This is a genomic window from Nocardia sp. JCM 38205 (assembly GCF_058222935.1).
The window spans coordinates 565595-588593 of record NZ_JBYHFL010000003.1 but is presented as its reverse complement, the minus strand read 5'-3'; the positions used below and the strand labels follow the sequence as shown (position 1 = coordinate 588593).

The following is a 22999-nucleotide window of genomic DNA, read 5'->3' as shown; positions in this document are numbered from 1 at the left end:
GCACCCACCGGTCGCCAGGAATGTGCTCAGTCGCGGTACAGATCCGCCAGGGTCAGCACGGTCGCCACCGCAGACCATGTCGCGGGCACCGCGGCGCCGCCGTCGACGACGACGGCACGCAGATCCTCCAGCGGACGCGGGTCGATGACGTCGAGCCCGGCGCGGTCGGTCAGCACATGGGTGACCCACTCGTCGGCCAGCTCATCGGTCAGCGCGCCCGTCCCCGGCACCAGCACCACCGAGGCGCCCTGCGACCCCGCGGCGACGGCTTCCAGCACCGCCGCGAACGAATCCGAGCCGCCGTGCTGGAACAACCGCGATTCGAAGGTCAGCTCGGTGGCGGCGACGAATCGGGCGGACGCGGCCGCGAGGTCGTCGTAGCTCACCGAGACCGCGCCCGCATAGGCGAGATCGGCGCCGCGCAGCGCCCGGGTGCGGTGCGCGTAGGTGACCGGCCGCGGCGATTCCGCGGCGATCTCCGCGCTCACCGAGGGGTCGTCGAGCACGAGCCAGTCGATCCCGGCCACCGCCTGCGCGCCACCGGCCGTGAGGCCGACCTTGACCTCGAGACCGGCCGCGGTCGCCGCGCCGATCCCGTCGAAGGGCACCACCGCCGCACCGGCCTTGAGCACCGCCCAGGTGGCGACCACCGCGTCCACGCCCCGATCCAGCCGGATCGCGACACCCGCGCCCGGTCCGCTGCCACGGGCGATGAGCACCCGGGCCAACCGGGAGGACTTCGCGTCGAGCTCCTGGTAGGTGAACACGTCCGAGCCGGAGACGACCGCCGGGCCGTCCGGATCGTCCTCGACGGTGGCGGCCAGGGTCTGGCTCAGCGCGGTGCCCGCCGTCGGGGCGACCTCGGCCTGCACCGGTTTGGGCGCCGGAGCCGCCGTCATCCGCTCGCGTTCGGCGGCATCGAGAATGTCGATGTCGGCGATGCGCACCTGCGGATCGGCCGCCACCGCGGTCAGGATGCGCTCGAACCGACGGCCGAACGACTGCGCCGTCGACTCGTCGAACAGATCGGTGGCGTAGGTCAGCACGGTGATCAACTCACCCGGTGTGCCGTCGGCCTCATGCCGCGGATCGACATTCACCTGGAGGTCGAACTTCGCGGCGATGGCGCCGGCGTCCAGCGCCGTCACCGTCAGGCCCGGCAGTTCCAGGCTGGGCTGCTCGTTGTTCTGGAACGACAGCACCGTGCCGAACAGCGGATTGTGCGCGGTCGCCCGGCCGGGTGCCACCACCTCGGCGACCCGTTCGAACGGGATGTCGGAGTTCGCGAACGCCGCCAGATCGGTTTCCCTGGCCTGATCGACCAGCGCCGCGAAGCTCGCACCGGCTTCGACCTCGGTGCGCAGCGCCAGCGTGTTGACGAACATGCCGACCAGATCGTCGAGCGCGCGTTCCCCACGCCCGGCGATCGGCGTACCGACGGCCACGTCCGATTCCCCCGACAGCCGCGACAGCAGCACCGCCAGCGCCGCGTGCACCACCATGAACAGCGTCGAATTGTGCTCGCGCGCAATCCTGGTCAGCGCCTGGTGCACCTCGGGAGAGAGCGCGAATCCGGTCGAGGCGCCACGCATGGACGGGATCGCCGGGCGCGGGCGGTCCAGCGGCAATTCCAATTCGCCGCTGAGGCCATCGAGCTGGTTGCGCCAGTACGCCAGTTGGCGTGCGGCGATGGAATTCTCGTCGGCATCGGTGCCGATCACGGCGCGCTGCCAGATCGCGAAGTCGGCGTACTGCACTTCCAGCGGCGACCAGCGCGGCGAGTTACCACCCCGGCGCGCCAGGTAGGCGGTCATCAGATCGCGCGCCAGCGGTGCCATCGAGGCGCCGTCGGCGGCGATATGGTGCACGACCATCGCCAGCAGGTATTCGTCGGCGCCGTTGCCGAGCAGCAGCGCACGCACCGGAACCTGCTCGGTGACATCGAATCCGGTGGACATCAACTCGGTGATCCGGCTGATCGGATCCGCCGTCGTCACCACCTCCAGTCCGCCCGGCAGCGCCGCGCTGACCGGCAGGATCTCCTGGTAGGCCACCTCGTCGGTGCCCGCGGCCGCCGGGTAGCGGGTACGCAGCGTCTCGTGCCGCTCCAGCACGTCGGCCACCGCGTGCCGCAGCGCGGACACATCGAGCGAACCGGACAACCGGATGGCCAGCGGAATGTTGTAGGCGGGTGAGGCCGGATCGAACTGGTTGAGCACCCACATCCGCTGCTGGGCCAGCGACAGCGGCGCCCGGTCGGTGCGCTCGGCCCGCACCAGCGGCGGCCGTGCCGCGCCCCCACCGGCGCCCGGTTCGATCCGCGCCGCGATTTCGGCGACGGTGGGCGCCTCGAACAGCTCACGCACCGCGAGATCGGCGTCGAGCGCCTCGTTGATCCGCGCCACCGCACGGGTGGCCAGCAGCGAATTGCCGCCGAGACCGAAGAAATCGTCGTCGAGCCCGACCTCGGCGGCGCCGAGCAACCCGGCGAACACCTCGGCCACGGCCTGCTCCACCGGCGAACCCGGCGCCCGGAAGGTCGCACCGGACAGGAACTCCGGTGCGGGCAGCGCCCTGCGGTCCAGTTTGCCGTTGGGGGTCAGCGGCAGCGCGTCGAGCACCACGATGGCGTCCGGAACCATATAGCCGGTGAGGAATTCGGCGACCTCGGTGCGCAGCGCGACCGGATCGAGTTCGGTCCCCGGTGCGCGATCGGCGGCCGGGACGACATAACCGATCAGCCGGTCGCCGGTGTGTTCGTCGGAACGCACCAGCGCGACGGTCTGGCCGACGCCCGCACAACGTTGCAGCGCAGCTTCGATCTCGCCGAGTTCGATGCGGAAGCCGCGCAGCTGCACCTGCTGGTCGCTGCGGCCGGCGTATTCGAGATTGGCGCGGCCGCCGAAGCCGACCCAGCGGCCGATATCGCCGGTGCGGTACATCCGCGAACCCGGTGCGCCGAACGGGTTGGCCACGAACCTGGTCGCCGCCAATCCCGGCCTGCCGAGGTAACCGCGCGAGAGCTGCGCGCCGGCGACGTAGATCTCGCCCGCGACGCCGACCGGCGCCGGATGCAGGCGGTCGTCGAGCACAACGGCGTCCAGACCGGGCAGCGCCCGCCCGATGACGCTGGCCGGGTTGTCCACCAGCTGTTCGTCCACCGACAGGAACGACACGTGCACCGTGGTCTCGGTGATGCCGTACATGTTCACCAGCCACGGCGAGCTGTTCTCGGCCGAATCAGGGCCGCCGTGGCGCTCGTACCAGCGGCGCAGCTGCCGCAGATCCAGCGCCTCACCGCCGAAGACCACGTAGCGCAGCGCGAACTTGCCCTCGTCGTCGGGATGGACCGCGCGATCGGCCTCGGCCAGCTGATAGAACGCCGACGGCGTCTGGTTCAGAACCGTCACCTGCTCGCGGATCAGCAACTCGCGGAACTGTTCCGGCGAGCGCGAGGTCAGGTAGTCGACCACGACGACAGCGCCGCCGTTGGCCAGCGCGCACCACAGCTCCCATACCGAGAAGTCGAAGGCGTAGGAGTGGAACAGCGTCCACACATCGGATTCGTCGAACTCGAACAGCAGCTGAGTGTTCGCGAACAGCTCCACCACATTGCGGTGCGCGACGCCGACGCCCTTGGGCACACCGGTGGAACCGGAGGTGTAGATGACGTAGGCGAGGTTGTCCGGGCGCAGCGGGGCGATCCGATCCGCATCGGTGACCGGAGCGTCGGCGAAGCGATCGGTGTCCTCGACCAGCACGATCGGGATATCGCCCGCGGGAATCGCCTCGAGCTCGGCGGCGGTGGTGAGGATGCAGGTCGGGCGCGCGTCGCCGAGCATGAACTCGAGCCGCTGCGCCGGATAGGTGGTGTCGATCGGCAGGTAGCCCGCGCCCGCGGTGAGCACGCCGAGCAGCGCGACCGGCAACTGCTCGGTGCGCGGCATCGCCACGGCCACCAGGGTTTCCGGACCGGCGCCCTGCGCGATCAGCGCACGCGCCACCCGGTTGGCCCGGCGCTGCAATTCACCGAAACCGAGGGTGGTGCCGTTGTAGCGGATGGCGTCGGCGTCCGGGCGCCTGCGCGCCTGCGACTGGATGAGATCGACCAGCGTGACCTCGGGGACCGAGACGCCGGGGGTGTTCCACTCGCGCAGCACCAGGTCGCGTTCGCCGGGCGCCAGCACATCCACATCGCCGACGACGGTGCTCGAATCAGCGGCCGCCGCGGCCAGGATCCGGCCGAATCGGTCGGCGAAATCCTGCACGGTCGCCGCGTCGAACAGGTCGGTGGCGTAGGTGAACGCGGCCGAGAGGCCCTGCGGCGCGCCGTGCCGGTCGATGTTCTCCACCAGCGCCAATTGCAGGTCGAACTTGGCCAGCGGCACGGCCAGATCCACCCCGGCCACCTTCAGGCCCGGCAGCTCGAGTTCGGTCTGCGCGAGGTTCTGGAAGGTCAGCATCACCTGGAACAGCGGATGCCTGGATGCCGAGCGCACCGGGTCGAGCAGCTCCACCAGACGCTCGAACGGCACGTCGGCGTGGCCGAAGGCCTGCACATCGGTGTGCCGCACCGCGGCGAGCAACTCGTCGAAGCTCGCACCCGGATCGACCTCGGTGCGCAGCACGAGGGTGTTGACGAACATGCCGATCAGATCGTCGAGCGCGGCCTCACCACGGCCGGCGACGGGCGTGCCGATGGCGATGTCCCTGGTGCCGGACAGCCGAGCCAGCAGCGCGGCCAGCGCGGCGTGCACCACCATGAACAGTGTCGAATTGTGCTGATGCGCAAGGCGGGTCAGCGCGGCGTGCACGTCGGCGTCGATCTCGAAGGCCAGGGTGGCGCCGCGGTTGGACGCCACGGCCGGGCGCGGCCGATCGGCCGGCAGATCCAGCTGCTCGGGCAGCGCCGCCAATTCCCTGCGCCAGTAGTCGATCTGCTGGGCCAGCACCGATTCCGGATCGTCCTCGGCGCCGAGCACCTCACGCTGCCACAGCGCGAAATCGGCGTACTGCACCTGCAACGGCGGCCATTCCGGCGCACCGCCCCGAGTGCGGTCGACGTAGGCCGCCATCAGGTCGCGGGTCAGCGGGCCCATCGAGAAACCGTCACCGGCGATGTGGTGGATGACGCAGATCAGCACATGTTCGGTCTCGCTGAGCACCAGCAGCCGCAGCCGCACCGGCGGCGCTGCGGTGACGTCGAAGCCCGCGGTCACCGCGGCGGCCACCAGTTCGGGCACCTGAGCCTCGGTGGCGGGTTCGACGGTCAGGGCGGGCACCGCGCGCGGATCGCCGATCGGCAGCACCAGCTGGTAACCCTCGCCGTCGACCTCCGGGTAGCGGGTGCGCAGCACCTCGTGCCGTTCGGCGAGATCGCGTACCGCGGCGCGCAGAGCGTCGACGTCCAGGCGGCCCGACAAGCGCACCGCGACGGGAATGTTGTTGACCGCGCTGTCGGGATCGAAGCGGTTGAGGAACCACATCCGCTGCTGGGCATACGACAGCGGAATCCGTTCCGGGCGCTGCACGGCGGTCAGCGCACGGCCCATCGCCGAACCCGAATGCTGTTCCACCCGTGCGGCCAGCGCGGCGACGGTGGTCGCCTCGAACAGCAGCTGCACCGGAACCCGCACATCCAGCGCCGCGCCGATGCGGGCGGCGGCCTGGGCGGCCAGCAGCGAATTGCCGCCGAGCTCGAAGAAATCGTCGTCGGCGCCGACCCTGGTGTCCGCACCGGAGACCAGCAGCGCCGCGAAGACGTCGGCGACGATCTCCTCCACCGGCGTCGACGGCGCGCGGAAGGCCCGCGCGGCGAACACCGGTTCGGGCAGCGCGGCCCGGTCCAGCTTGCCGACCGGGGTCAGCGGGATCTCGTCCAGCACCATGATCGAGGCCGGAATCATGTAGCCGGGCAACGATTCACCGATGAATTCGACCAGTTCGCCGGTGTCGACGCTGGTTCCGGCACGCGGCAGCACATACGACACCAGCGCCGTCGCGCCCGAGGGCAGCGTCTTGCCGAGGGTGGCGGCGTAGTCGATGTCCGGGTGCGCGGTGAGGGCGTTGTCGATCTCGCCCAGTTCGATCCGGAAACCGCGGATCTTGACCTGGAAGTCGGAGCGGCCGAGGTATTCGATGACGCCGCCATCGGGCCCACCGGTCTCGGTGCGCCGCACCAGGTCGCCGGTGCGGTACAGACGCGCACCCGGATTGCCGGTGTCGGCACCGAAGGGGCTGGCCACGAAGCGTTCGGCGGTCAGGCCTGGGCGACCCAGATATCCCTGGGCCAGCGCCGGACCCGACAGGTACAGCTCGCCCACCACGCCCGCCGGTACCGGCCGCAGCCGCGAATCCAGGACGAACGCACCCACTCCGGGGATGGCGGTGCCGATGGTGATCGGCCCGTCGGGACTCATCTGCGCGGTGCTGGTGGCGAGGATGGTGGCCTCGGTGGGACCGTATCCGTTGAAGAAGGCGTGCTCGCCGGCCCAGCGGCCCACCAGCTCCGGGCCGAACTTATCGCCTGCCACCACGACGACCTCGAGATCGTCGAGCCCGGCCGGATCCACCGATTCCAGCGCACCCGGAGTGATCAGCATGTGGGTGACCTGCTCGCGGCGCAGCAGATCGGCGAGTTCGAAACCGCCGAACACCGACGGCGGCGCGATCACCAAGGTGGCGCCCGAGGTGAACGCGAGCAGCAACTCCAGCACCGAGACATCGAAGTTCGGTGAGCAGACGTGCAGCACCCGCGAGTCCTCGGTGACCCCGTAGTGCTCGCGTTCGGCGGCGACCAGACCGGCCAGACCGGTATGGGTGACCACGACGCCCTTGGGGCGGCCGGTGGAACCCGAGGTGTAGATGACGTAGGCCGGATGCCGCTCGTCCAGCGGACGCACCCGGTCGGCGTAGGAAATGGGATGGCTGGGCCGCTTGGCGATCCGCTCGGACACCACCGGATCGTCGAGTTCCACCCAGTACACGCCGGTGCCGAGCACCGGACGATGCGCCGAGGTGGTCAGCCCGATGACGGCGCCGGAATCGGAGACGATGTGGTTGATCCGGTCGGCCGGGTACCCGGGATCGACGGGCACATAGGCGGCGCCGGTCTTGGCCACCGCCCACACCGCGAGCACCGATTCCAGGCTGCGCGCGATACCGATCGCCACCACATCACCCGGTCCGACGCCACGGTCGATCAGTTCCCGCGCGACCTGCGAGGACGCCTGGTCGAGCTCCTGATAGGTGAGGGTGCGCTCGTCGGCGGGCTCACCCGTCGGGTTGAACCGGATCGCGACCGAGGTGGCCGACGATTCCACCGCCGCGGTGAGCAGCTGTCCGAACAGCGGACTGCCCGAGCGGCGGCGACGGCTACCACGAGCGGAACGACGGGCAGTTTCCATTCGAGTGCATTCACCTCTCGCGTAAAGCCAGAACCCGGCCCTGCCCCGAGAACCAGGGCGTCGTCAGCCCGGGCCGGCGCGGTCCGGGCCATCATATAAGGGCGTGTGACAGTGCCACGCCCGCTGCATCGGTTGCCCCCGGTATATCGGGACGGCCCATCCGATGTTGCAGTACTACCCGTTCTGATGAACCACGTCACAGCCAACCGCGGCGGATGGCCTGCACCCCCGCCTGGAATCGGGTGCTGGCGCCGAGACGCTCCAGCAGCCGCGCTGTCCGGCGCACCACCGTGCGCCGGGACATGCCGAGCCTGCGGGCGATGGTGTCGTCGGTGGCGCCGAGGCCCATCAGGGTCAGAATGGCGCGATCGCGTTCGTCGAGGTCGGTGGCGGCCGGATGCACCGAGATCGGCGCGGCCAGCGACCACAGCACGTCGAAGGTCTTGACCAGCAGTTCGAGGCCGGGTGAGCGGGTGATACGCAGGCCCATCGGATCCGAGCGACGTTCGTCGGCGTGCAGCACCAGACTGGCGCGCTCGTCGTCGACGACGATCAGCTTGAACGGCGGCTCGGGCAGCGTGCGGGCACTCGCGCCGCGGGCATTGGTGGCCAGAGCGTGCCGCAGCCGCTCACCATCCTGATAGATGGTGTCCTGGTAGAGAGTGCGGTAGCGGATGCCGTCGCCGATACGCGACTGTTTGAGCTCGAACAGGCGACGTTCGCGTTCCACATCGCTGAGGAACGGTCCGCGTTCGATCACCTTGACCGTGCGCCGCGCGTTGACCTGGAGTTCTTCGAAATCCGCCAGCATTTCCAGGCGCTCGTACACCGGCACCACCGCGCCCGCCCCGCGTGGTGAGCGGCGCACCGAGCGGAAGGTCTGGCTCAGCCGCGCGGCGGCGGCGTGCATGGTGGCGATTTCCTGCTGACGGCGTCTGGCCTCGGCTTCGGAGAGCGCTTCGGGTGCGTGCGCGTCCCAGACCGGAGTGCCGTCGTTCTCGGTGAGGCGCACCGCGGCCTGCACCTCGCAGAGCCGATCGAGCGCACACCGGGCCTGCGCCTCGGAGACGTCGAGATGGTCGGCGATATCGGCGAGCCGGGACCGGGGATGGTGGACCAGCAGCGCGTACAACCTGCCGTGCAGCGATCCGGGTTCGAATATGTCGGCCAATTCGGTCATCGGGCGCACCTCGCGGTGGGCCGATGGTCCGGAGATCCGGGCGAGCGCCAATGTCTCAATTGTCCAGGAGAAGGGGTCGCGGCCGGATCAGTGCGACGACGGGCCCCACTCCATGGGCACGCCCTTGGACGCCAGGTACGGAATCGGGTCGATCTTGGCGCCGCCCTGATCCCAGATCTCCAGGTGCAGGTGCGGGCCGGTGGACTGGCCGCGGTTGCCGACGGTGGCGATGACGTCACCGGCGTTCACTCGCTGCCCGGCCTGCACGAACATGTCGTTGACGTGGCCGTACACGGCGGTGGTGCCGTCGTCCTGGAGGATGCGGACCCAGAGCCCGAAGCCCGAGGCCGGGCCGGCCTCGACGACGGTGCCGCTGCTGACGGAGTGGATCGGGGCGCCGAGCGCGTCGGCGAAGTCGATGCCGTAGTGCATCGCGCCCCAGCGGCTGCCGTAGGAGGAGCTGATCGCGCCGGCGACGGGGCGAACGGCGGGCGCCGGGGCCACCTGCTGCTGGAGATCCTTGAGCACCTGCTCGGCATGGGCCAGCGGGCCCGCGATCTCCGGCGGCAGACCGCCGAGTCCGAACGGGGCGGCGACCGGAGCGGGCGCGGCGATCGGAGCGGCCACGGGGGTGGCGGCATCGGCGACCGGTGCGGGCGCGGCGGGCGCTTCGGCGGCGGGGGCCTCGGCGGCAGGCTCGGCGAACGAGACGGGCGCGACCTCGTGGTCGGCGTCGTTGTCATTGTGCGAACCGGGAAGCAACGGCGACGCGTAGGCGATGGCCGGAGCGATCTGGGAGGCGGTGCCGATCAGCGCGCCGGCGGCGACGGCGGCGGTGGCCGCGGCCTTCACCCGTTCGACCCGACCGGCTTCGGCGCGGTGCCGCGTCGGCCGACCCTCGACACCATCGCCGAGAAGGCTGGAGACGGTAACGGAACTGGGGCCTACTCGGTGCTGCGGCAAAGCTTCGTCCTAGCGTCCGATGAACAATGGTCACGGATGCCGATCCCGGTGCCGACCGTTCGAGTAACGATCTGCCGGAACCGAGCGAAATAACGTTTCGGCATCCGTCGTGACGGGAACTCTACCCCGTCGTGACCATTTCGCAACCTTCGGTGCCGTTTCAGTCACGTATGTGCGGAAAATTGCAGGTCAGGCGCGTCCGCGAACGGTAACGGCGGCAGACTCGAACCGTGATCATCGACGATATCGACGTGCCGATCGTGCTCGCCCCGATGGCGGGCGGGCCCTCAACTCCCGAACTCACCGCCGCCGTCGCCGAGGCCGGCGGATTCGGCGTACTGGCCGCCGGGTACCTCACCGCGGCCACCCTCGCCGAACGCATCTCCGCCACCCGCGCGGCCACCGCGAAGCCGTTCGGGGTGAATCTGTTCGTCCCGAGCCCGCCGACCCCGCCGGCCGCGTTCGCCGGATATCTGGATCGGCTGCGCGCACGATTCCCGCTGGGCGAGCCGGCCCACGACACCGACGACTGGGAAGCCAAGCTCGATCTGCTCAGCGCCGACCCGGTCGCGGTGGTCGGCTTCGCCTTCGGCTGCCCTTCGGCGGCGGAGGTGGCGCGCCTGCACGAGGCGGGCTCGGAGGTGTGGGTGACGGTCACCTCGCCCGCCGAGGCCGCGATCGCGGTCGAGGCCGGCGCCGACGTCCTCATCGCCCAGGGCGCGGAGGCGGGCGGGCATCGCGCCACCTTCGTCGACCGGATCGCCGACGATGCCGTCGACCCGCTGGGCCTGCTGGCCCTGCTGCAACTGCTCACCGCCGCGACGGATCGTCCGATCGTCGCCGCGGGCGGCATCGCCACCGGCGCGGGCATCGCCGCCGCACTCGCCGCGGGAGCGAGGGCCGCTCAGCTGGGGACCGCGTTCCTGCGCTGCCCGGAGGCGGGCACCAATCAACTCCTGCGCGCCGCCATCGGCACCGATACCCCGACCATGCTCACCCGCGCGTTCACCGGTCGACGCGCACGCGGCCTGCGCAACCGCTTCCTCACCGACTTCACCGCCGACGCACCCGTCGCCTACCCGGAGATCCACTACGCCACAGGGCCGTTGCGCGCCGCCGCGCGAGCGGAGGGCGATGCCGACGCGGTGAACCTCTGGGCCGGGCAAGCGCATTCGCTGACCAGGCAGCTTCCGGCCGGCGAGCTGGTCGCGGCACTGGCCGCCGAAACGAAAACCGCGCTGGAATCGGCACTTTCACGGCGAATCCAGTCTTGTTGACAACGACTTTCGTTTAGAATCGAGTCGCCGATCGCAGCAACCGACAGGAGAGCGCTATGTCCCTCGATGTCCCCACCGCACTGCTCGAACGCGCCGAACGAGGCGAGGTAGACGACGCCGAATTCGTCGAATGTGTCAAGAACTCCCTGCCCTACGCCTGGGAAGTGGTCAGCCGGGTGGCCGGTGAATTACACGAGGGCACCGCCGAATTCGCCGACAACGAGGTCCCCCCGCCGGACGAGGTGGCCCGCGGTCAACTGCTGCGCGCACTCGCCTCGGACGCGATCCGCGGCGGCTTGGAACGGCATTTCGGGGTGAAGCTGGCCTTCCAGAACTGCCACCGGGTAGCGGCCTTCCCGCTGGCGGCCGTCGGCGGCGAGACCTACACGCGGTTCATCAGCACCCGCGCGCAGCTGCTCAACCAGAGCCCGGAACTGCGTAACTGCTAGCCGCTTTCCTTCGTATACGGTGTGCCAGCGCCGTACACAGCGAACGGCCCGCTCGATTCGAGCGGGCCGTTCGTCGTGAAGCAGCGTCAGCCGAGGGTGATCACCGCGAGGTCGCCGTCGGCGTACTGGGCGCGCAGTCGCTTCTTGTCGAACTTGCCGACGCTGGTCTTCGGCACCTCGTCGATGAAGGTCCAGCGTTCCGGCAGCTGCCATTTCGCGAACTTGGCCGCGAGGAATTCGCGCAGTTCCTCGGCCTGCTTCTCGCCGGGCTCGGCGCCTTCGGCCAGCACGATGGCCACCAGCGGGCGCTCGTCCCACTTCTCGTCCGGCACCCCGATGACGGCGGCCTCGGCGACCGAGGCGTGCCCCATCACGGCGTTCTCCAGATCGACCGAGGAGATCCACTCGCCGCCGGATTTGATGACGTCCTTGGAGCGGTCCACCAGGGTGAGATAGCCGTTCGGGCTGATCTTGCCGACGTCGCCGGTGCGCAGCCAGCCGTCGTCGAACTTGTCCGGGTCGACCGGAGAACCGTCGGGCGAATAGTACGACCCGGTGATCCAGGGGCCGCGCACCTCGAGCTCGCCGAGGGATTCGCCGTCGTTGGGCACCACGCTGCCGTCATCGGCGACCAGCCGCGCCTGCACGCCGGCCGGGAAACGCCCCTGGGTGATCCGGTAGGCCCATTCCTCTTCGCCCTCCACACCGGCGGGCGGATGCGCGACGCTGCCCAGCGGGGAGGTCTCGGTCATGCCCCAGGCGTGCACCACTCGCACGCCGTGCTTTTCCTGGAAGTCGCGCATCATCGACGGCGGCACCGCCGAACCGCCGACGACCACCGAGCGCAGATGCGTGATGTCCTGCGGTGCGGCGGCCAGGCCGGCCAGCACGCCACCCCAGATGGTCGGCACCGCGGCGGCGAAGGTCGGCTTGACGGCGGCCATCATCTCCAGCAGCGGGCCCGGCTGCAGGAAACGGTCCGGCATCAGCAGATTCGCGCCCGCCATCAGCGCCGCGTAGGGCAGGCCCCAGGCATTGGCGTGGAACAGCGGCACGATCGCGAGGATGGTGTCGGTGTTGTAGAGACCCATGCCGTTGGGCGAGGCGACCTGCATGGCGTGCAGCCAGTTCGAGCGATGCGAGTAGACGACGCCCTTCGGGTCGCCGGTGGTGCCGGAGGTGTAGCACATGGCGGCGGCCGAGCGTTCGTCGATGACCGGGAAGTCGAAGCTGTCGGACTGCGCGTCCAGCAGTTCGCGGTAGGAGTGCACCTGCACGCCCTCCGGCGCGGTGAGGCTCGCGGCATCGCCATTGGCGACGATGACGTGACGCACCGTCTTCAGTCGCGGCAGGTACTGGGCGAACATCGGCACCAGCGTGCCGTCCACGATGACGACCTGATCCTCGGCGTGATCGGCCACGAACACCAGCTGATCCGGGAACAGCCGGATGTTGAGCGCGTGCAGCACCGCACCCATCGCGGGTACCGCGACGTAGGCGACCAGGTGCTCGTTGTTGTTCCACATGAACGTGCCGACGCGATCGCCCTCGCCGATCCCGAGCCCGCGCAGCGCGTTCGCCAGCCGCGCCGCATCCGCGCCGACCTCGCGGTAGGTCATGGTGCGCACGCCCTCGCCGGTCCAGGTGGACACGGTGGCATCGCCGACGAAGGTCGACGCGTACCGCAACAACGTCGCCAGCGACAGCTGGTCGTCCTGCATGGTGCTCAACATCGGGAAAGACCCCTCACTCTCGGGCGAACGGCCCTGCCTCGGCGCTTCGACCAGGGCATGAGCCACATCACACCGGGAGCCTACCCAAGGGTAGGCAGGAGTGGGGTGCGGTCGGTGGCAGGACCGGCATGCCGGCGGCACCCCCAGCTTGCCGCCGGCACCGGATCCCGGTGAACGGGTCCGTCATGTGTCTAGCGTCCGTGGCCGTGCGGCGCCACCCCGGGTGACGAAACCGAGACCTGTGCAGGGTTGCAGGACGAACGACTCGACCGCGCCGATATCGCCGGCAGCGCAGTGACCTGCACTTTCTCCAGGTAAGCCGCTGCGGAGCGACGGCCCCGGATTCACGCACAGATGCACACGCATAACGTGAGCGTCATCGGTACGAACCGACGGACGAGGCGACCAGCGGAGGTTGACACCATGCCAGTGGATCGAATGCTGCCCACCGAGGAAGCTCGGGATCTGATCGAGCTGACCCGCGATATCGCGGACAAGGTGCTGGCGCCGCGGGTCGTCGATTGCGAGAAGACCGAAACCTTCCCCGACGGCGTCTTCCCGGCGCTCGGCGCGGCCGGTCTGTTGAGCCTGCCGTATCCGGAGGAGTTCGGTGGCGGCGGACAGCCCTACGAGGTGTATCTGCAGGTGCTCGAGGAGCTGGGCGCGCGGTGGGCCGCGGTCGCGGTGGCGGTGAGCGTGCACAGCCTGTCGTGTTTCCCGCTGTTCACCTTCGGCACCGATGAGCAGAAGCAGCGCTGGCTGCCGACCATGCTCTCGGGTGAAACCATCGGCGCCTACAGTCTTTCCGAGCCGCACGCCGGCTCCGACGCCGCCGCGCTGCGCTGCCGCGCCACCGCGACCGACGACGGCTATCGCATCAACGGTTCGAAGGCCTGGATCACCAATGGTGGCCGCGCCGACTTCTACACTCTGTTCGCCCGCACCGGCGAGGGCTCGCGCGGAGTGTCGTGCTTCCTGGTGCCGAAGGACACCGAGGGCCTGAGCTTCGGCAAGCCCGAGGAGAAGATGGGCCTGCGTGCCGTCCCGACCACCACCGCGAGCTACGACGACGCCTTCGTCCCCGCCGAACGCCTGATCGGCACCGAGGGGCAGGGCCTGACCATCGCGTTCAGTGCCCTGGATTCCGGCAGACTCGGCATCGCGGCGGTCGCCACCGGTCTGGCCCAGCGCGCGCTCGACGACGCCGTCGCCTACGCCAAGGAGCGAGAAGCGTTCGGCAAGCACATCATCGACCATCAGGGGCTCGGTTTCGTGCTCGCCGATATGGCCGCCGCCGTCGATTCCGCCCGGGCCACCTACCTCGATGCCGCCCGTCGCCGCGACGCCGGGCTCCCCTATTCCCGCCAGGCCAGCGTGGCCAAGCTGGTGGCCACCGATGCCGCCATGAAGGTCACCACCGACGCGGTGCAGGTACTCGGCGGTTACGGCTACACCCAGGATTTCCCCGTCGAGCGGTACATGCGCGAAGCCAAGGTCATGCAGATCTTCGAGGGCACCAATCAGATCCAGCGGCTGGTGATCGCCAGGCAGCTCGCCGGGAAGTGAGCCCGATGGCCGGAAATATGGATTTGTTGTCCGTCGATCTCTTCGGACCTGCCCGTTTCCGGCCTACTCTCGAACCATGACTTCGCCGTCGATCATCATCATCGGAGCCGGCTTCGGCGGGCTCGGCATGGCCCTGGAGCTGCGTCGCGCCGGGATCGGTGAGTTCACCATCCTGGAGAAGGCCGCGGATCTCGGCGGCGTCTGGCGGGAGAACACCTATCCAGGTGCCGCCTGCGATGTGCCGTCGCCGCTGTACTCGTGGTCGTTCGAGCCGAAATCCGATTGGCCCCGGCGGTTTTCCGAGCAGGCCGATATCCACGCCTACATGCGCGGGGTGGCCGACAAATACGGGCTCACCCGGCACATCCAGTTCGGCGTGGAGGTCACCGACGCCGAATTCGACGAGGGCACCGCGCAGTGGCAGGTCCGGCTCTCCGACGGTTCGACCCGAACCGCCGACGTGCTCATCTCCGCCGTCGGCCAGCTCTCCCGCCCGGCCATGCCGAACATCGCGGGCATGGACACCTTCACCGGGCCGGCGTTCCACTCCGCCGAATGGGATCACAGCGTCGATCTGACCGGCAAGCGGGTGGCGTGCATCGGCACCGGTGCCAGCGCCATCCAGTACATCCCGCAGATCCAGCCGAAGGTCGAGCAGCTGACGCTGTTCCAGCGTTCGGCCGCGTGGATCATCCCGAAACCCGATGTGGCATACCGGCCGATCCACCACACGCTGTTCAAATACCTGCCGCCACTGCGAATGGCCGAGCGGTTCGTGGCCTGGTCGTTCTTCGAGCTGATCGCCCTGGCCATCACCGATGTTCCCGGACTCAAGGGCCCGGTGGTCGCCATCGCCGATCGCCATCGCGACAAGCAGGTCCCCGATCCGGAACTGCGCGCCAAGCTGACCCCCGATTACGAGGCAGGCTGCAAGCGCGGCCTGCTGTCCAACGATTACTTCCCGGCGCTGACCCAGCCGAACGTGCACGTGGAGACCACCGCGATCACCGAGATCACGCCGAAGGGCGTGCGCACCGCCGACGGGGTTGAACACGAGGTCGACGTCATCATCTACGGCACCGGCTTCAAGGGCACCGAATTCCTTGCCCCGATGAACGTCTACGGCACCGGCGGCCGCAAGCTCGCCGACGCCTGGGCCGCCGAAGGAGCCCGCGCCTACCTCGGCGTCTCGGTGCCCGACTTCCCCAACCTGTTCCTGATGTACGGCCCGAACACCAATGTCGGCTCCGGCTCCATCATCTACATGCTGGAAGCCCAGGCCCGCTACATCCGCCAGATCATCGAATACCTCGGCGAGCACCCCGGCCGCGGCCTGGCCGCCCGCCCCGACACCGAACAGCAGTGGGACGACTGGCTCCAGAACCGGCTGAAGGACACCCCCTGGAACTTCTGCTCCAGCTGGTACCGCAACGCCTCCGGCCGCATCACCAACAACTGGCCCGGCGCCACCCTGCTCTACCGCTGGAAGACCCGCCACTTCGACCCGGCCGACTACCAGGAAACCCGCATCCCCGCAGGGGCCCGCTGACCGTCAGATCCCCACCGACCCGGCCCCCGGCAGCAACGGGTTGAGAATCTTCGCCAACGCGCACAACACCGGCGAACCGAAGGGGGGGGGTGGGATTTTCGGGAGGGGGTTGTACGCTGCCCCCCCCCCCGGGGGAGCAGCCGCGCCGGTCTCGGCCGCAGCCACCCCGCTCCCCACCCCCGCAACCACCATCGCCCCCGCAATAATCACCGACATCCGCCGCATATCCATCTCCTTCCACAACCTGTCCTAACCCCCTCATACCCCGTCTCCGGGATCGCACGCACCACAGATGCTGTCCCCACGCCCCACACCCGGTAGACTCCCACCGTCCCCCACCGGACTGGCCCTCGTAGCTCAGGGGATAGAGCACCGCTCTCCTAAAGCGGGTGTCGCAGGTTCGAATCCTGCCGAGGGCACAGACATCTGTGCAGGTTAGGCAACTTCCTTGCCCTACCTGTTCGCCCTTCCACACGTTCCGTACGGTAGCCGCGAAACCTTGGGGCCGAGTCAAGGCGCCTCCGGCGGCGCGTGCGCGGTACCACCAGGCGCCCTGACTCCTTGCAGCTCTGACAACATTGACCCGAGCGGTAGACCGGTACGCTACGAGGCCTGACCCGATTGCTGAACGGATTCCCGAGCCCGAATCGCCCGGCATCTCCTCGATCGACGGCCATCAGCGCGCCGACTCCCATACGGTGCTGCCGTACGAGCTTCGCTCGCTTGCCTCGTAGAACATCTGCCGCGCACCGAGCCGTGACCGTTCGCAGCCGTCCCAGCCGAAAGTTCTGCGCAAGTACGGTTCGGCGATGAGTCCTTCGATCGAGCGGTCCGCTTCATGGATAGGTCCACGATGGTGTACTTGACCGTGATGGACGCAAATGAACAGTTCACGGCCAAGATCGCCAAATGGCTCCGTGAGCAGGGGGTATCCCCTTGAGATGCGCACAGCCAAAGCGCTGGCGGCGAACGACATCGACACGACCTTGGGCTGGTACTACGCCGATGTCGAGACCGGCCAACAACGCGAGACAGACATCTACGCGTACGCTCGGCGGTTCTACCCCCATGACGAATACGCGATAGTCCAGGTCAGTCTTGCTATCGAGTGCAAGTCGTCGAAGGACAAGCCGTGGATCCTCTTCACTGACGGCCCTACCCGGATGACCTCGACGGCACGGAGGGGCCAGCGGTTCGTGGCCCCCGATCGGAATTGGATCCGGCCACTGCGGGTTGAGTCTGCTGAGCTTCCGCTTCTTGATGGATACAGTCCCCACGGGTATGCACTCGTGCGAGCCTTCGCGGGCGACAACCAGGATGCTGCCTTCGGGGCAATGCTGTCGACTGCAAAAGCCGCCGCGGGGATTCAACGGTGGCACCAGCGAGCGCGTCGCAAGGAAGACACGTTCAACTCCATTGTCCTTCCTGTCTTGCTCGTAGACGCTCCCCTTCTACAGTGCGAATTGGATAGCGACAGCAATGAGCGTTTGACTCCGATCGATCGAGGAACGATCGAGTGGCGCTATCAACTCACTCCGACGGACCCGCCGCACACGATAATCACGATAGTCACGCCAGATGCCCTGCCAAGCCTGGCAGAGGACTTGAACGCCACCGCTGACGAAGTGCTCGGACTAACTACCCAGTGGCACTTGGACAAACAGGCGAAAGCTGCCGAACTCCGCTCCAAGGCACAGCTTCCCACACGTCCCCAACCGGCTGAACTGAGTGAATGAGTTGCTGAAAATCCGGTAGCCGTGGGAACGATGGAGCAGTCTTCGGTCGCTTCGACCTGCCCCTGGATTGGCCTGCATTGTGAATTGGCCTGCATTGTGCTCGTGCACCCCGCGAGCCTCTCCGTACGAAGGGAGGCGCCTACGGGGTGGGCGGGTAGCCAGCCCCTTCATGCACAGGCCAACCCAGACCAGGCACGTGGACCGGGCACGACAAAGCGGCCGGGGTATCAGTCCCGCCGCTTCGGTGCGCAGTTCGTACGCAGCAGCACCAGCCGGTGCTATCACGTATCAACGATGCCAACCAACGCCGTCCAGGTTAGACACGCGTCATCCGCTCTTCAAAGCGGGTGTCGCAGGTTCGACCCCGCCGAGGGCACAGAGTTTGACCAGATCAAAGCGCCGAAACTGTTGGCAGTTCGTCACTCGGAGCCCGGCCACCTTGTCCACACTCGGTGGAGTAACGAACCCCGCAGGTCGTCGTCACCGGCGTGGCCAGAGCACCGCCCACACAAATACGCCCACCGGTACCGCGATCACGACGACCCATCCGAGCGCGATCACCGGTCGATCCGCACCAGCCCCCAGCGGGCGAACGACAGTCGGGGCAAGATCACCTCCACGTCGGCCACGCTCATGACCCGGTTCAGCTCCAGCGGGCCGAGGTGGCTCGGCGCGGGCACGATCACGACATCCGCCCCGGCATTGCGTGCTTGGTCGGCGATCGGCAACACCGACCGGTCGTCCGGCCACACGATCCGGTAGCCGAGGTGCCGCGCGAATCTCGTTACCTGCGCCCGTTCCCATCCTGGCGCGGCGCTCACTTCGTAGTCGATCCATCCGAGTGCGGTCGGTCTCATCGTGCCCCCTGCTGTCGGTGTCCGTGGCTTGCACCCGCCGCCGGGGAATCGGGTTCGACCCGGCGGCGGGGCGTGCATCGGAGCTTCGCAATGGGACGAACGAATCCTGTTCCGAGATGGAACAATGCACGTAAAGCGTGGGACTCGACAGGGAGAGCGCAGGTGCGCGGCATGACCGACGAACCGGATACCTACATCGGGAAACGAGTACGCCAGATTCGCTGTCGGCGTGGAATCACCCAACAGGTACTCGCCGACCGGATAGGGGTCAGCCGCTCGGTGATCGCCAAGTATGAGACGGGCCTCCGGCCGGTCGATTCGCGCCGCGTGCTGCTGGCATTGGCCGGTGCGCTCGGTTGCACACTCGGCGACCTGACCGGCTACGAGCAAGACCGCCAGGACCCGTCCGCCGCCGGATTCCACCTGTCGGTACCCGATATCGAGATTGCCTTGTGGACGGCGGGCAACGTCACCCACACCGCGCCGCCGCGCCCTCTGAACGAACTGACCACCGCCGCCAACCATGCCGCAGAGCTGCGCATTGCCTGCGATTACGCGGCGCTGGGTCCGATGCTCGCGCCGATGCTGACCGACTGCTACCGGCACATCCGGGACGGCAGCGCCACCGACCGTGAACGGGCGTGGGACGTGCTGAGCATGGTTGCGCACACCACGGCCGCCGCGCTCAAGGCACGCGGGTACGGTGCACTGTCCTGGACGGCAGCGCAGGAAGCCGAGAACGCTGCCCGCAACATCGGCGGTACTGCCGCGCTCGCCGCCACGGCCTTCGCTCGGTCGCAAGTGCTGCTGTCGCGTCCCGGCTCCCTGCCTGCCGCGTTGGAGCACGCCGAAGGCACAGCCGAGCAGATCGCCGCCGACGTGCACACGGTCGGCGAAATCGAAACGTACGGAATGCTGCACCTCCAAGCGTCGCTGGTGACGGCTGCAATGGGCGGCGACCCGGACCCGCATCTGGACGAGGCAGCCGAGCAGGCGCGCAGACTGGCCGATGCCCCCGCCGGCACGTCGATCCTGCGCAATCCCACATTCGGCCCGGCGAACGTCCAGCTGTGGCGCATGTCGGCCGCGATGGAACGCCGCGAGCCCGGTCAGGTACTCGCGCTCGCACCGTCGCTGTCACCAAACGATCTCCCCGCCGAAGGACGGCGCGCTCAGTACTTCGTGGAGATCGGCCGGGCGCACGCGATGAAACGCGACTACCGCGATTCGCTGTACGCGCTGCTGCGAGCCGAACACACAGCGCCCCAGCACGTTCGAAATATGACCCACGTCCGCGAACTCGTCGGCCACATGATGCGCACCGCCCGGCGCGACCTCACCACCGGCGAACTCGGCAAGCTCGCGCGACGGGTCGGCGTGGTACCCGCCTGAGCTTCCCGATTCGCTCGCGTGACCGCTGCCGAGATCGACCTACGACGCCGCTGCCCGATCTCGACGCGAGGGTGTCAGCGGCGGTGTCAGTCCGGTATCAGGGCAGTGTCAGCCCGGGCGGCGACTCTATTCACATGACGAACGCACTGAACACCCAGACCAACGAATCGACCGCAACGGCGTGGACCGGCATGGTGCCCGTCGAGGACACCGCACTGTACGTGACCGACACCGGCGGCACCGGTACTCCGGTGGTTTACCTCAACGGCGCCTACGCCGACCACAAGCACTGGCGGAAGGTGATCGCCGAGCTCGGGCCCGGCCTGCGGCACATCACCTTCGACGAGCGGGCCCGCGGCAAGTCGCAGCAATCGTCCGACTATTCCTTCGAGGCGTGCCTGCGCGATATCGACGCCGTCCTCGCCGCACGCGGGGTGGACCGCGCGATTCTCGTCGGCTGGTCCTACGGCGGGGTGCTGGCCTGGCACTGGACCGACCGCAACCCCGACCGCGTTGCCGGCGTGGTCACCGTCGACTCCGCACCCCACGGACTCACCGGCGCCGAAGGCGCCGAACGTATCCGGAAACTGTTCCACCGCATGCGGTTCCTGCTCCCGCTGACCCGTCCGTTCGGAATGGCCGCGCGGATGAGCGCCGCCCAGCACGCCGAGGTCAATATCGAACTCAACGAGCTCGCCGACGCCAGCGGCCCGGTCCTCGAGCGCCTGCGACGGCCGGTGCGGTTCGTGGTGGCCACCGGTAACAGCCTCGGCAGCGAGGACGGCGAGATGGAAAAGGCGCGGACCTCGCTCGAACCGGTATTCGCCAACAACCCGAATGTCGTGCTCAGCGCGAAGGTTTCCAGCAATCACTCCAAGATCCTGAGCAAAGACTTTCGCGCCATCGCCGACGCGGTCCGCGAGATCGGAGCGTGAGCCGACGACGTCACCGCCCCGGCTCGGACCGAGACCGGACCGCACTCGGTGTGGTCCGGTCTCGCCGGTTCGCGGATCAGGCCGCGGGATGGCCGTCCCACGACACGAGCTTCCAGCCCTTGGCCGGGGTGCCCTTCACGACCACCCGTCCGGTGTTGTGCAGCGGATCGGACTGGAGCTTGCTCATATCAGGGTTCGAGACCGACATGAGTGCCCAGAACATGATGGCGCCGCCGTGCGAGAAGATCACCGCGCGCTTGTTGCCGCGGTCCTGGATGTCCTGGATGGAGTCGTCCATGCGCTTCTTGAATTCGTGGCCGTTGAGCGATCCGGGGATCCTGGCATCCAGGTTGCCCTGCAACCACTGGATCGGTGCGGCCAAGTAGCCCTCGCGCGCGTCCTTCTCCGGGGTGCCCTCGTAGATGCCCGCCTCGATCTCGTGGAATCCCTCTTCGACGACCGTCGGATGGCCGCACAGCTGGGCGGTCGGCTCCGCCGTCTGCTGGGTCCGCACCATCGTCGACGCGTAGACACCGTCGAACTTGCAATCGCCCAGCAGCTGGGCCACCGCGGCGGCCTGCACCCGCCCCTTCTCGGTGAGGCCGGGTCCCGGCACGGAAGTGTCGATCAGACCGGAGGTGTTGCCTGCCGATTCACCGTGGCGGACAAAGGTGAGGAACATTTCCCCGGTGTGCGGCGCCGCGGCCGCGCTACCGGCTCCGGCTGCCATCAGCGCCACCGCCGCGATGATCGTCGCGATCACCGCGAACAGGCGAGACTTCATCAGATTCATTGGGACTCCTCGTGGATATGCTGCGCACCACACTGGGACGTGTCAGTGGCCGGAGTCACACTAAGAGCGGCTCGACGGGCGTCGAGCTCGATCTCCCGGTGGATGGGAAGCTTCGGCTACGTTCCGGTACCGATTTCGCCCACGAGTCGAGCAGGGCCCGCGTTACCTGGTAAGCACGCACTCTCACCGGATCGCCGGCACACCAGCCAGTCCCCGGATGACTTCAGCGGCCATCACCGCCTGGCCGGAGGTGGAGAAGTGGATGCGGTCGGCGCTGAGCAGGTTGTCGCGATCGTTGACCGGGTGGTTCCACATATCGATGACGAGGGCACCGTAGTCGCCGGCGACGCGGCGGGTGATGTCGTTCATCGCCCGGCTCCGCTGGTTCCAGTCGGCAAATGACGGCATGACGAATGCTCTGCCGAGCGTGAAGGTGATCAGTTGGGCGCCGGTGCGGGAGGCGGCGTCATACATGCGGCGCAGCGTCTGTTCGATCTCGTCGAAATCGGGGTCACGGCGCATGATGTCGTTGGGGCCGCAGGGAAGGTGCAGCAGGTCGGGGGCGAATTCGGCCATTCGGTCGAGCTGGCCGGTGATGGTCTCGGAAGTGGTGGCGCCGATCTCCGCGAGGTTGCGGTACTGCGCATCGGGGGCGACGAGCCGAAGGGCAGCCGCGACTCGGTCCGCCCACCCCTTGTTCGCATAGCCGGGCGTGGGGTCGCCGATACCGGCGGACAGGCTGTCGCCGATGACGCCGAATCGGCGCCAGGGGGCGTCGACCAGTAAGGCGGCGGCGGTTGCCTCGGAAAGGCAGAGGGGGTCGGTGTGTTCGGTCATGTCCGGCATGTGCGGCTCCTTGTTTCGGTTACGACGTGCGGGTACGGGCAGTGAGGCCGAGGGCGGTGGCGGCGACCAAGACGGCGAGCATCGCCATGAAGGCAGCCGCGCACAGAATCCACACGATTGCCGTCGAATGGTCACGACCCCTCGTGTTCGAAGTGAGCGATTGCTCGGCGGTTACGCCATCCATCGGGCATTCCTCCTCGCCCGCACCAGGCTCGGCGACGTACCCGAGCACGTTCCGATGCGACACCGGTAACAATACGGTCGACCGTATGTATTTCACAACCCGTCGACCGGATTCCCCGAGCGGCATACGATCG

At 68.3% G+C, this 22999-nt stretch carries 15 protein-coding genes and 1 tRNA gene; 8 read left to right on the top strand and 8 right to left on the bottom strand.

Features of this window, described 5'->3' with window-relative positions:
• Positions 1 to 26 precede the first annotated feature (26 nt).
• The 3 genes from AC4HOU_RS14480 to AC4HOU_RS14470 form a co-directional block, all read right to left on the bottom strand.
• The gene (locus tag AC4HOU_RS14480; protein ID WP_195020613.1) at positions 27 to 7406 is read right to left on the bottom strand and encodes a non-ribosomal peptide synthetase; all 7380 of its coding nucleotides are present in this window, start codon (positions 7404 to 7406) and stop codon (positions 27 to 29) included.
• A gap of 196 nt (positions 7407 to 7602) precedes the next feature.
• The gene (locus tag AC4HOU_RS14475; RefSeq protein WP_195020612.1) at positions 7603 to 8586 is read right to left on the bottom strand and encodes a helix-turn-helix domain-containing protein; all 984 of its coding nucleotides are present in this window, start codon (positions 8584 to 8586) and stop codon (positions 7603 to 7605) included.
• Between the two features lie 87 nt (positions 8587 to 8673).
• The gene (locus tag AC4HOU_RS14470) at positions 8674 to 9438 is read right to left on the bottom strand and encodes a M23 family metallopeptidase (RefSeq protein WP_425343122.1); all 765 of its coding nucleotides are present in this window, start codon (positions 9436 to 9438) and stop codon (positions 8674 to 8676) included.
• Between the two features lie 341 nt (positions 9439 to 9779).
• Between AC4HOU_RS14470 and AC4HOU_RS14465 the strand changes: the two genes are divergently transcribed.
• Together AC4HOU_RS14465 and AC4HOU_RS14460 are read left to right on the top strand one after the other, a co-directional pair.
• On the top strand, positions 9780 to 10826 hold the full coding sequence (locus AC4HOU_RS14465) for an NAD(P)H-dependent flavin oxidoreductase (protein ID WP_195020611.1): 1047 nt from the start codon (positions 9780 to 9782) through the stop codon (positions 10824 to 10826).
• A 56-nt stretch (positions 10827 to 10882) separates the two neighbouring features.
• Positions 10883 to 11275 carry an SCO5389 family protein gene (locus AC4HOU_RS14460; protein ID WP_163814437.1) on the top strand — a complete coding sequence of 131 codons (393 nt, stop codon included), beginning with the start codon at positions 10883 to 10885 and terminating at the stop codon, positions 11273 to 11275.
• 86 nt (positions 11276 to 11361) lie between these two features.
• Here AC4HOU_RS14460 and AC4HOU_RS14455 read toward each other — a convergent pair whose 3' ends face one another.
• Entirely contained in the window at positions 11362 to 13008 is a 1647-nt protein-coding gene (locus AC4HOU_RS14455; protein WP_195020610.1) for a long-chain fatty acid--CoA ligase, read from the bottom strand.
• A gap of 423 nt (positions 13009 to 13431) precedes the next feature.
• On the opposite strand from AC4HOU_RS14455, the gene AC4HOU_RS14450 reads away from it, so the two are divergent.
• The 4 genes from AC4HOU_RS14450 to AC4HOU_RS14435 all read left to right on the top strand — a co-directional run bounded on the left by AC4HOU_RS14450 (position 13432) and on the right by AC4HOU_RS14435 (position 17859).
• Positions 13432 to 14574 (top strand): acyl-CoA dehydrogenase family protein, encoded by a 1143-nt coding sequence (locus AC4HOU_RS14450; protein ID WP_195020609.1) that lies wholly within the window; start codon positions 13432 to 13434, stop codon positions 14572 to 14574.
• A gap of 76 nt (positions 14575 to 14650) precedes the next feature.
• A complete protein-coding gene (locus AC4HOU_RS14445) occupies positions 14651 to 16123 on the top strand; it encodes a flavin-containing monooxygenase (RefSeq protein ID WP_195020608.1) in 1473 nt (490 codons plus the stop codon).
• Between the two features lie 346 nt (positions 16124 to 16469).
• A tRNA-Arg gene (locus AC4HOU_RS14440) sits at positions 16470 to 16542 on the top strand.
• A gap of 522 nt (positions 16543 to 17064) precedes the next feature.
• Positions 17065 to 17859: a hypothetical protein gene (locus AC4HOU_RS14435; RefSeq protein ID WP_195020607.1), complete on the top strand. Its 795-nt coding sequence runs from the start codon at positions 17065 to 17067 to the stop codon at positions 17857 to 17859.
• A gap of 557 nt (positions 17860 to 18416) precedes the next feature.
• Here the strand turns inward: AC4HOU_RS14435 and AC4HOU_RS14430 are convergent.
• On the bottom strand, positions 18417 to 18716 hold the full coding sequence (locus AC4HOU_RS14430; RefSeq protein ID WP_195020606.1) for a hypothetical protein: 300 nt from the start codon (positions 18714 to 18716) through the stop codon (positions 18417 to 18419).
• A gap of 171 nt (positions 18717 to 18887) precedes the next feature.
• Here AC4HOU_RS14430 and AC4HOU_RS14425 point away from each other — a divergent pair, with 171 nt between their 5' ends.
• Both AC4HOU_RS14425 and AC4HOU_RS14420 read left to right on the top strand, forming a co-directional pair.
• Entirely contained in the window at positions 18888 to 20108 is a 1221-nt protein-coding gene (locus AC4HOU_RS14425) for a helix-turn-helix domain-containing protein (protein ID WP_490724621.1), read from the top strand.
• Between the two features lie 134 nt (positions 20109 to 20242).
• Positions 20243 to 21043: an alpha/beta fold hydrolase gene (locus AC4HOU_RS14420; protein WP_228815263.1), complete on the top strand. Its 801-nt coding sequence runs from the start codon at positions 20243 to 20245 to the stop codon at positions 21041 to 21043.
• Positions 21044 to 21119: 76 nt separating this feature from the next.
• Here AC4HOU_RS14420 and AC4HOU_RS14415 read toward each other — a convergent pair whose 3' ends face one another.
• The 3 genes from AC4HOU_RS14415 to AC4HOU_RS14405 all read right to left on the bottom strand — a co-directional run bounded on the left by AC4HOU_RS14415 (position 21120) and on the right by AC4HOU_RS14405 (position 22992).
• Entirely contained in the window at positions 21120 to 21836 is a 717-nt protein-coding gene (locus tag AC4HOU_RS14415; protein ID WP_163817543.1) for a histidine phosphatase family protein, read from the bottom strand.
• 183 nt (positions 21837 to 22019) lie between these two features.
• A complete protein-coding gene (locus tag AC4HOU_RS14410; RefSeq protein ID WP_195020604.1) occupies positions 22020 to 22682 on the bottom strand; it encodes an SGNH/GDSL hydrolase family protein in 663 nt (220 codons plus the stop codon).
• 19 nt (positions 22683 to 22701) lie between these two features.
• On the bottom strand, positions 22702 to 22992 hold the full coding sequence (locus AC4HOU_RS14405) for a hypothetical protein (RefSeq protein ID WP_490724620.1): 291 nt from the start codon (positions 22990 to 22992) through the stop codon (positions 22702 to 22704).
• Positions 22993 to 22999 lie beyond the last annotated feature (7 nt).

What these genes read in the sequence shown, in the direction of transcription:
- AC4HOU_RS14480 (WP_195020613.1), bottom strand. Translation starts at nt 7,406, where the DNA reads ATGGAAACTGCCCGTCGTTCCGCTCGTGGTAGCCGTCGCCGCCGCTCG.
- AC4HOU_RS14435 (WP_195020607.1), top strand. Translation starts at nt 17,065, where the DNA reads ATGCGCACAGCCAAAGCGCTGGCGGCGAACGACATCGACACGACCTTG.
- AC4HOU_RS14425 (WP_490724621.1), top strand. Translation starts at nt 18,888, where the DNA reads ATGACCGACGAACCGGATACCTACATCGGGAAACGAGTACGCCAGATT.
- AC4HOU_RS14445 (WP_195020608.1), top strand. Translation starts at nt 14,651, where the DNA reads ATGACTTCGCCGTCGATCATCATCATCGGAGCCGGCTTCGGCGGGCTC.
- AC4HOU_RS14450 (WP_195020609.1), top strand. Translation starts at nt 13,432, where the DNA reads ATGCCAGTGGATCGAATGCTGCCCACCGAGGAAGCTCGGGATCTGATC.
- AC4HOU_RS14405 (WP_490724620.1), bottom strand. Translation starts at nt 22,992, where the DNA reads ATGCCGCTCGGGGAATCCGGTCGACGGGTTGTGAAATACATACGGTCG.
- AC4HOU_RS14460 (WP_163814437.1), top strand. Translation starts at nt 10,883, where the DNA reads ATGTCCCTCGATGTCCCCACCGCACTGCTCGAACGCGCCGAACGAGGC.
- AC4HOU_RS14430 (WP_195020606.1), bottom strand. Translation starts at nt 18,716, where the DNA reads ATGAGACCGACCGCACTCGGATGGATCGACTACGAAGTGAGCGCCGCG.
- AC4HOU_RS14410 (WP_195020604.1), bottom strand. Translation starts at nt 22,682, where the DNA reads ATGCCGGACATGACCGAACACACCGACCCCCTCTGCCTTTCCGAGGCA.
- AC4HOU_RS14420 (WP_228815263.1), top strand. Translation starts at nt 20,243, where the DNA reads ATGACGAACGCACTGAACACCCAGACCAACGAATCGACCGCAACGGCG.
- AC4HOU_RS14455 (WP_195020610.1), bottom strand. Translation starts at nt 13,008, where the DNA reads ATGTTGAGCACCATGCAGGACGACCAGCTGTCGCTGGCGACGTTGTTG.
- AC4HOU_RS14415 (WP_163817543.1), bottom strand. Translation starts at nt 21,836, where the DNA reads ATGAATCTGATGAAGTCTCGCCTGTTCGCGGTGATCGCGACGATCATC.
- AC4HOU_RS14475 (WP_195020612.1), bottom strand. Translation starts at nt 8,586, where the DNA reads ATGACCGAATTGGCCGACATATTCGAACCCGGATCGCTGCACGGCAGG.